Below are 9,007 nucleotides of genomic sequence, written 5' to 3' on the forward strand. Positions count from 1 at the left end.
TGCCCTCAGGCGGGTGTCCTTACCCCCGAAGGAGCTTTCCCCATGACCACGATCATCCGTAAGAGCGTGTTGTCTGTTGCTGGTCTGGCGTTCGCCGGTGGTGTGTTCGCCGGTCCGATCGCCGCCCACGCGAACCCGGTCGATGCCAAGCCCGCCGCTGTGGCGGTGCAGACCAGCGCGCCGAAGCCGCAGGGCGACCAGTCCCACATCGACCTGAACGGTGAGCAGACCGCGAACGTCAAGGCGATCATCGCCGCGACGAAGAAGGCCGGTCTGCCCGAGCGGGCCGCGGTGATCTCGATCGCGACGAGCCTGCAGGAGTCGAAGCTGGAGAACCTGGGTCACCTCGGTGACAGGAACGACCACGACTCGTTGGGCCTGTTCCAGCAGCGCCCGTCCAGTGGTTGGGGTACGCCGGAGCAGATCACCGACCCCGAGTACTCGACGACCGCGTTCCTCAAGGGCCTGAAGCAGGTTGACCGGTGGCAGGACATGCCGCTGACCGACGCCGCGCAGACCGTGCAGGTCTCGGCGTACCCGGACGCGTACGCCCAGTGGGAGCAGCAGGCCACCGACCTGGTCGGCCAGCACTGGAACAGCTGACCCCCACCGCACCACCACCGACCGCTGGCCGGCACCCCCCAACCCGGGGTGCCGGCCAGCGGCGTACCCCTGGTGTGGTCAGGTTTTGTGCTGGCGCGTGCGGAGGATGTCGACGAGTGCGCAGACCAGCGCGAGCGCGATGATGCCGGTGGCCAGCAGGAGCGACCGTTCGAAGGACGTGGTCCAGTTGCCGTGGCTGGCCGCCAGCGACGAGAAGAACATCGAACCGACGGCGGCGATGCCGGCGGCGGCCCCGATCCGCTGACCGGTCTGGAGCATGCCCGCGCCACTGCCCGACAGCGCCACCGGGACGTCGCCGAGGGTGATCGTCTGGTTGGGTGCGATCACCAGCCCGCTGCCGATGCCGGCGACGAGCAACGGGCCGGCCGTCACCCAGGGGGCCGGGGCGTGCGGGGCCAGGTGCAACGCGACAACAGTCGCGACCAACCCGACCACGACGGTGAGCAGACCGATGGCGACAAGTGGCCGACCGATGCGGTTGACGATGCGGCCACCGAGCACGGCGGCGGCGGCCGAACCCAGGGCGAACGGGGTGATGGCCAGGCCCGCGACGAGCGCGCTGTAGCCGAGCCCCATCTGGAGGAACAGCGTGAAGATGAAGAAGATCGCGGTGAAGCCGCCGAAGTAGACGAGCGCGATGAGCGACCCCAGGGTGTACGACTGGAGGTTGAACAGGCGAAGGTCGAACAGCGGTTGGTGGTGGCGGGCGTATCGCCGCTCCCAGAGCCCGAAGGCGACGAGCACCGCGAGCCCGGCCGGAATGAGCGCCCACTTCCAGGGGGTCCGCCACTGCTGCTCCTGCACGAGCGGAAGCAGCACGAGGACCACGCCGACGCCGAGCAGCAGGACACCGAAGGGGTCGAGCTGTCGCCAACCGGGTTGACCGGCGGGGCGGCCGGGCAGCAGACGCCAGCCGAGGATCACCGCGAGCACACCCACCGGCACGTTGACGAAGAAGACCCACCGCCACCCGTGCTCCTCGCCGCCGACGGCGATGAGCAGCCCGCCGAGCAGCGGCCCGACCGCTGTGGAGATACCGATCGTGGCGCCGAGCAACCCGAACGGGCGGGCCCGTTCGGGTCCTCGGAAGAGCTGCTGGATCAGGCCGATGACCTGCGGGTTGACGACGCCGGCGGCGGCGCCCTGGAGCAGGCGGGCGATCACCAACCAGGTCGGCGAGGTGGCGAGGCCGGCAAGCGCACTGGTCAGTGTGAACAGTGCGATGCCGAAGACGAACGCGTTGCGGCGGCCACGGGCGTCACCGAAGCGACCCGCGGGCACCAGCGCCAGGCCGAAGGTGAGCGCGTACCCGGAGAGGATCCACTGGAGGTCACTCGACGAGGCGTGCAGCGCCCGGTCGATGGACGGCACCGCGACGTTGACGATGCTGACGTCGAGCAACGTCATGAACGCGGCGACCAGCCCGACGCCGACGGCCTGCCAGCGTCTCCGGTTCGCGGCGGCGTCCACCGGCTGCGGCGGTTGCGCCGCACTCATGGTGCCCCCCGTGGACAGGTGATCGCCCATCGCTGACCCCTACCCCGGTCACCGGGGGGCGAAGCGTCCCGGCGCGTGCCGCGGGTCACGCCATCTGACGGGCGCAGAACCGGGGGCCGAAGTCGAGACCCGCCATCGGCGAGTCCTCGCGGTGCAGCAGACCCTTCTCGGTGAGCAGGTGCAGTGGGGTGCCCACCTGCTCCTCGGTGAGCCCGGACTCCTGGGCGATCAGATCCGGATACGGGACCTGTCCACGCGCCTCGAGAGTGGTTACCGCCTGGTACACCCGTTGCTCGGCCTCCGACAGTTGCACCTGCTGCATGGTTCCTCCTTCGTTCGTCCGCCGTCGTCCGGCGGCGGCCGTGCGCCGGTTACCCCCTGGCCGACCGAAGATGCGCACCCGATCGGGCGGTGCGCAGGCACCGCGACGGTGCGCGTTGCGCGGCTCGGCGGGGCCGTGGCCATCCCCTAGGCTGCTTTCGTGATCGTCTGGGATCTCGTTGTCGTCGGCGCCGGCCCCGCCGGGTTGTCGGCGGCCTACGCCGCTGCCCGCGCGGGTGTCTCCACCCTGGTTGTCGAGCGGGCCGCGCACCCGCGGTACAAGACCTGCGGTGGTGGCCTGATCGGCACCTCGCTGGCGGCAGTGCACAGTCGCATCGAGGTGCCCGCGCAGGACCGGGTGGACCGGGTCACGTTCACCCGGGACGGCCGTCGGGAGTTCACCCGCCGCAACGACAGCGCCGTGGTGACGATGGTGCGCCGCGAGGAGTTCGACGACCGGTTGCGCGCGGCGGCGGTCGCCGCCGGCGCGCAGCTGCGCGAGCGGGTCGCGGTCCGCGCGATCGAGCAGGACCCCGAGGGGGTACGCCTGCGGCTGGCCGACGGTACGACGATCGCGGCCCGGACGGTGATCGGGGCGGATGGCTCGTCGGGGGTGACCGCCCGGCAGGTGGGGGTGCGGTACCGGCAGGTGGACCTGGGTCTGGAGTTGGAGATCGCGGTACCGCCGGCGGAGCAGGAGCGGTGGCGGGGCCGGCTGCTGCTGGACTGGGGCGCGATGCCGGGCTCGTACGCCTGGGTCTTTCCCAAAAACGACAGATTGACCGTCGGGGTGATCGCCGCAAGGGGCGCGGGGGAGGGCACCCGGGAGTACCTGCGGCAGTTCGTCGACCGGCTGGGGCTTACCGGGTTGCCGGCGGAGCACGACTCCGGTCACCTGACCCGGTGCCGCGCGGAGGATTCGCCGTTGCGTAACGGCCGGGTACTTGTCGTGGGGGACGCGGCGGGGCTGTTGGAGCCGTGGAGCCGGGAGGGCATCAGCTTCGCGTTGCGCTCGGGTGAGCTGGCCGGTGCGGCGGTCGCCAGTGGAGAGCTGGCCGGGTACGAACGGGCGGTCGCCGAGCGCCTGGTGCCGGAGATGCGGGCGGGGTTCCGGCTGCTCGACGTGTTCACCCGGCGTCCGGAGGTGTTCCACGCGCTGTTGGCGACCCCGCTGGGTTGGCGGATGTTCGTCCAGTTCTGTCAGGGCCGGGCGAGCTTCGCCGAGATGCTGCGACGGCGGCCGATCCGGGCGGCCCTCGCGGTGCTCGACCGGCTACCCGATCGGCGTCAACAGCCCACCACTGCTCGCCCAGGATCCTAGGATGCTCTACGCGGTGTGACGTCTCCCTGGCACGCAGCACCTCGCGCACCGGACAATGACGGGGGAGTACCAGGAGGTGCCGATGACCGAGCAGCCGTTCACCGACGACGAGTACGCGTTCCTGCGGCACGCGCGCTTCGGGGAGTTGCCGCCCGCGGTCCGCCCGGAGGATCGGGTCGAGCTGACCGAGACCGATCCGGGGCGGGACCGGCCGGAAAAGGCCGAAGACCCGGTCCGCTGGAACGTGCAGGGCTGAGACGCGCGGGCGGGCCGCGGGTGTCAGCACCCACGGCCCGCCCGCTTTCGGCGATCAGAAGACCGGCACGCCCTCGCGTACCAGTCGCCAGTTGGGCTGGAAGAAGTCGGCCGGGTCGATCGTCCCCTTGGCCTGCGCCCAGTCGATGAGTAGCTGACGGATCTCCTGCTGCGCGTTGTAGACCTGGGTCTTCACGATGCCGGGGAAGTTGCCGCCACCGCTGCGCCGGTAGTTGTTCACCGCCACCACGAACTGCGCGTCGTCCGCGACGGGGGTGTCGGTGCCGGGCAGCACCAGCCGGGTGATCCGCTGGCCCACCGGCTTGGCGATGTCGATGTCGTAGTCCAGGCCGGAGAGCGCGTCGTAGTTGTAGTCCGGCACCGACGGGTCGCTGATCTGCTCCGGGTCGACCGGGGCTCCCGGGGCGAGGGCCCGGAAGTACTTCGCCGAGTACTCCAGGTACGCGCGCACCTCGGCGCCGCTGAGCACCACCGCTTCGAGGGTGTTGTCGAACACGTACAACCCGGCCACGTCACGGATCTTGACGTCCCCGGCGGGGAAGACCGCGGTACGGCTGAACGGCGAGGCCTGCGACAGCACCGGCAGGTCGGCGTACTGCGTGCCGGCCAGCGCCTTCGTGACGGTCTCGGCCTGGACGTGGTTGATGAAGTCCAGGATGGGAGTGTCCTTGTACCGGGACTCGACAGTGGACATCTCGACGGTGGCCTGGGCCACCACCTGGTTCACGTACGCGATGGTCTTCTGGTGCTGGGCCCGCACCGCGGCGAGCACCTTCGGGTCCTCGACCACAGTGTTGGTGTTCAGCATGCTGGCGGCCTTCTTGGTGATCGCCCAGCGGCCACGCTCCCGGGTGAGGGTGAAGTCCATCCGGGTGAGCCGCTGGCCCCACTTCGACGGCTCGGAGAGCAGCACCTGCGTCCCGGTCTGCTCGTTGGTGACGAACCGCTCGGCCACCTCGTTGTGCGCGTGACCGAAGAGGATCGCGTCGATCCCCGGCACCTGCTGGGCGAGCAGCGCCACCGGGTTCTCGTTCGGCAGCTCCGGGCCGTAGCTGGAGGTGCCGCTGTCACCGCCGTGCGCGGAGATCAGCACCAGGTCCGCGCCGCGGGCCCGCATGATCGGCACCCACTTCGCGGCGGTCGCGACCATGTCGTCGAAGCGCAGCTTGCCCTCGACGTTGCCCTTGTCCCAGATGGCCACGCCGGGGTTGGTGAGCCCCAGGATGCCGACCCGCAGGGTCGGCGCGCCGAGACCGAGGGAGACCTTCTTGATGACGTACGGCAGGAAGGCCGGCTTGCCGGTCTTGGCGTTTATCGCGTTCGCGGCGAGCGCCGGGAAGCCGAGCTGGCGGATCCACAGGTCCAGCAGCGGCAGACCGTAGTTGAACTCGTGGTTGCCGAGCGTCACCGCGTCGTAGTCGATGACGTTCATCGCCCGCGCCATCGGGTGCTTCTCCCCGGTGGCGGTGATCGGCTCCTGCTTGGCGTAGTACGTGGCCAGCGGCGTGCCCTGGATCGTGTCGCCGGCGTCGAGCACCAGCGTCGCCTTGCCGCGCCGTTCCCGACGGATCTGGTTGATCAGGGTGGCCAGCTTCGCCACGCCGATGTCGTTCTGCTTGCTGTCGTCGTACTCGGCGTCGCGGTAGTAGTCCCAGTTGTAGACGTTGCCGTGGGTGTCCGACGTGCCCAGGAGGGTGAGGTCCCAGGTGCGCGGGCGTGCCTTGCCGGCCGCCTGCGCGGGCGCGGCGGCGATCAGCGGGGCGGTCGCCGCCGCTGCGGCGGCGACGAGCACCTGGCGGCGCGACGGGCCGGAGGGAGAGGTCATGACGTGCCTTTCCATGGGGATGGACGCGCCTCGTGAGCGCCTTGCGCACCATAACCAGCAGCTGTCACTCCCGCCACGCCAGCCCCGAGCAGAGCAGCGGTTTCCGCAGGCCGGTGCGGGGTAGGGCGGTCAGGGACGGCATTCGCGGGAGCGGCCCGCTTCCCGCGCGCAGCGAGGAGTCTCAGTGAGCGAGGACCAGCACACCCAGCAGGACCCGACCAGCCAGTACGGCCAGCAGTCCGGTCAGCCCGCCCAGCAGCAGTCAGCGCCCGGCTCGACCGGTCAGATGACGCCGAAGCCGGACCACGGCGAGGAGTCGTACCGGGGCAGCGGCAGGCTGACCGGCAAGCGGGCGCTGATCACCGGTGGTGACTCGGGGATCGGCCGGGCCATCGCCATCGCCTACGCGCGGGAGGGCGCCGACGTGCTCATCTCCTACCTGAGTGAGGAGGAGGACGCCGACGCCCGGGAGACCATCCGGCTGGTCGAGGACGCCGGCCGGCGCGGCATAGCCGTCCGTGGCGACATCACCGACGAGGCGCACTGCCAGGAGTTGGTCGATCGGGCGGTCCGCGACCTGGGTGGCATCGACATCCTGGTGAACAACGCGGCGTACCAGATGTCGCAGGACAAGGGGATCCTCGGGATCAGCACCGAGCAGTTCGACCGGGTGCTCAAGACCAACCTGTACGCGATGTTCTGGCTCTGCAAGGCCGCCATCCCGCACCTGGCCGAGGGGGCGGCGATCATCAACACGGCGTCGATCCAGGCGTTCGACCCGTCGCCGCAGTTGCTTGACTACGCCACCACCAAGGCGGGGATCGCCAACTTCACCAAGGCTCTTGCCGCCGACCTCGCCGAGCAGGGCATCCGGGTCAACGCGGTGGCCCCGGGCCCCGTGTGGACGCCACTGATCCCGGCCACCATGCCCCAGGAGAAGGTGAAGCAGTTCGGCACCGACACCCCGGAGGGCCGGCCCGGCCAGCCGGCGGAGCTGGCACCGGCGTACGTCTTCTTCGCCTCGCAGGAGTCCAGCTACGTGACGGGCGAGATCCTGGGGGTCACCGGCGGTCGACCGACCAAGTGAGCAGTCGCCGGGTGGGCGCCCGCCGTGCTGCCCACCCGGCGCCGCCTGTTCCGGGTCAGTGGTAGGCGCGGCCCGTATTCGGGCGGCTCACGGTGCCTGTCGCGCGGGCTTGTGGTCAGCGGGGCCAGGCGGCGAAGCGTTGCCGGATCGCGGCGACGTCGGCGGCGCCCAGACCGTACCGGCCGAAGCGCCTGTCGGAGAGCCGGTCCAGGTAACGGCCGGCGGCGCGCACGTCGTCGGGGTCGAGCGCGGGGTCGACCTGCCGTGCCAGCACCAACAGTTCGGTCACGTCGTAGTGGTCGAGGGCCGCGGCCACGTCGATGAAGTCGCGGACCTCCCGCCGGTTGACCAACGCCGCGATCTTGTTGGCTACCAGGTCGCGCACGTCCATCACCGGGCCGAGGTCCATCACGACCGGGCTCTGCTGGCGGTCCAACCGGGCCAGGCTGAGCCGGATCTCCCGTCCGTCGCGGCTCACCACGAAGTCCTTCATGTCCTGGCCGTACCCGTCGAACAGATCGGCGAGCTCGCTGTCCGGGTCGGCGTCGGTGACGGTGAACCCGGCCCGCTCCAGCGCCCCGCGCACCCCTGCGGACGCCGCCGCCGCGGCACCCTCCACGTCGGCGAAGAGGTCGACGTCCTCGGTCGGTCGGGCGACCAGCCCGTGCGCGGCCCAGGCCACCCCGCCACCGAGCACGAACCGGTACGGCCCGGCGGCGGCAAGCGCCACCCGGGCCACCTCCCGGTAGAAGTCGTGCAGGTGGGGTGCGATCACGCCGCGCGCAGGCCGCGGTGCCGGCTCTCCCAGGCGAGGCGGACGCCCCGGGGCAGGTTGAGCAGCCGCCACACCCGGCGCAGTGTCCGCCCGTTGATCAGGACGCGCAGGTCGTCGGCGCTGGCGGTCTCCCGCAGCACGTTCTCGTACATCCAGAGCAGTTGATCAGGGTCGCCGAGGTCGAAGGTGCGCTCGGCGTTCCACATCAGCCGTACCGGTAGCTCCACCACACCTCGGGTAGGGCCGGCCAGCTCGGCGAGCGTCCGCGCCACCACAGCGGGGCGACCCGGGCGGGCCAGAAAAGCCACGCCGGTCGCGGTGGGGGAGACGGCCTGCATGGTGTCAGGGTAACGCCCGCCCGAGCCGGTGTCGCTCAGGTCGATCCCAACGCGCTGCGCACCACGCGGCGGCCTGGTCGTCGTCCCCCGACGTTCGTCCGTTTTGCCCGAGTCCGCACCTGACCGACTCGGGTTCCCTGAGGTCGCGGTATCCGGGCGTCCCAGATGCCCCGACCTCCGGGAACCCGAGTCGATCATCCCGGTGCGGGGCGGGTTGACGCCGCAGGTCGGCGCCATGTGGGCGGTCTGTCCGCTGATGGGCGCTGTGGGTTGTGACCCGGTGCACCCGTGGCCCGGAATCGTGGCCGGGCCGGGGTCGTTACATCCCCTGACGATCGCAGCACCACCGCCGTACCGTCCCGCCCCCCGGGGCTGGAATGCGGGCCGGGGCCCGGTCGTTGCAGTCCCCACGAACGACCACGCCGCGGCGGTGCCGATGGATGGGCCGCCGGCGGAATGACCCCGGCCCCCGGGGTCGTTACACAGGGACCCGGCGCCACGAGCCCCGTGCTCGGCGGTCGCCGCACCCCGGCGCCGAGCCCTCCGCTCGCAGGCCGCCGGAAGACGCCGAGTAACCATAGGCGTCACCCCCCGAAGACTTTCCCCCGTTTTTGCAGCGCCGGACGAGGTGCTCACATCCGTTGCCCTCAGGCGGGTGTCCTTACCCCCGAAGGAGCTTTCCCCATGACCACGATCATCCGTAAGAGTGTGCTGTCTGTTGCTGGTCTGGCGTTCGCCGGTGGTGTGTTCGCCGGTCCGATCGCCGCCCACGCGAACCCGGTCGATGCCAAGCCCGCCGCTGTGGCGGTGCAGACCAGTGCGCCGAAGCCGCAGGGCGACCAGTCCCGCATCGACCTGAACGGTGAGCAGACCGCGAACGTCAAGGCGATCATCGCCGCGACGAAGAAGGCGGGTCTGCCGGAGCGGGCCGCGGTGATCTCGA

The 9,007-nt window shown here is 70.8% G+C and carries 9 protein-coding genes and 1 pseudogene; 5 read left to right on the top strand and 5 right to left on the bottom strand.

Annotated features, from left to right (window positions below):
* Window positions 1-42: 42 nt before the first annotated feature.
* Window positions 43-603 (top strand): hypothetical protein, encoded by a 561-nt coding sequence (locus AB0B86_RS02980; protein ID WP_357415030.1) that lies wholly within the window; start codon window positions 43-45, stop codon window positions 601-603.
* Between the two features lie 78 nt (window positions 604-681).
* On the opposite strand, the gene AB0B86_RS02985 is transcribed toward AB0B86_RS02980, so the two are convergent.
* Window positions 682-2,121, bottom strand: coding sequence for an MFS transporter (locus AB0B86_RS02985; protein WP_357415032.1), 1,440 nt, complete (start codon window positions 2,119-2,121; stop codon window positions 682-684).
* A gap of 85 nt (window positions 2,122-2,206) precedes the next feature.
* A complete protein-coding gene (locus AB0B86_RS02990) occupies window positions 2,207-2,443 on the bottom strand; it encodes a hypothetical protein (protein ID WP_357407379.1) in 237 nt (78 codons plus the stop codon).
* A 159-nt stretch (window positions 2,444-2,602) separates the two neighbouring features.
* Between AB0B86_RS02990 and AB0B86_RS02995 the strand changes: the two genes are divergently transcribed.
* Complete coding sequence (locus AB0B86_RS02995) at window positions 2,603-3,763, top strand: geranylgeranyl reductase family protein (protein WP_357415034.1); 1,161 nt, start codon at window positions 2,603-2,605, stop codon at window positions 3,761-3,763.
* 82 nt (window positions 3,764-3,845) lie between these two features.
* The gene (locus AB0B86_RS03000; protein WP_357407375.1) at window positions 3,846-4,019 is read left to right on the top strand and encodes a hypothetical protein; all 174 of its coding nucleotides are present in this window, start codon (window positions 3,846-3,848) and stop codon (window positions 4,017-4,019) included.
* A gap of 54 nt (window positions 4,020-4,073) precedes the next feature.
* Here the strand turns inward: AB0B86_RS03000 and AB0B86_RS03005 are convergent, their stop codons facing one another.
* Entirely contained in the window at window positions 4,074-5,864 is a 1,791-nt protein-coding gene (locus AB0B86_RS03005; protein ID WP_357407373.1) for a 5'-nucleotidase C-terminal domain-containing protein, read from the bottom strand.
* Between the two features lie 184 nt (window positions 5,865-6,048).
* On the opposite strand from AB0B86_RS03005, the gene AB0B86_RS03010 reads away from it, so the two are divergent.
* Window positions 6,049-6,951: an SDR family oxidoreductase gene (locus AB0B86_RS03010; protein ID WP_357407371.1), complete on the top strand. Its 903-nt coding sequence runs from the start codon at window positions 6,049-6,051 to the stop codon at window positions 6,949-6,951.
* Window positions 6,952-7,066: 115 nt separating this feature from the next.
* Here AB0B86_RS03010 and AB0B86_RS03015 read toward each other — a convergent pair whose 3' ends face one another.
* Together AB0B86_RS03015 and AB0B86_RS03020 are read right to left on the bottom strand one after the other, a co-directional pair.
* Complete coding sequence (locus tag AB0B86_RS03015; RefSeq protein WP_357407369.1) at window positions 7,067-7,726, bottom strand: nucleotidyl transferase AbiEii/AbiGii toxin family protein; 660 nt, start codon at window positions 7,724-7,726, stop codon at window positions 7,067-7,069.
* Window positions 7,723-8,064, bottom strand: coding sequence for a hypothetical protein (locus AB0B86_RS03020; protein ID WP_357415036.1), 342 nt, complete (start codon window positions 8,062-8,064; stop codon window positions 7,723-7,725). Before AB0B86_RS03020 ends, AB0B86_RS03015 begins: the two co-directional genes overlap by 4 nt.
* A 684-nt stretch (window positions 8,065-8,748) precedes the next feature.
* Between AB0B86_RS03020 and AB0B86_RS03025 the strand changes: the two are divergent.
* Window positions 8,749-9,007, top strand: a pseudogene (locus tag AB0B86_RS03025) (hypothetical protein); the annotation flags it as partial.

Source organism: Micromonospora sp. NPDC049047 (assembly GCF_040649135.1).
In the GTDB taxonomy this organism is placed as follows: Bacteria; Actinomycetota; Actinomycetes; order Mycobacteriales; family Micromonosporaceae; genus Micromonospora.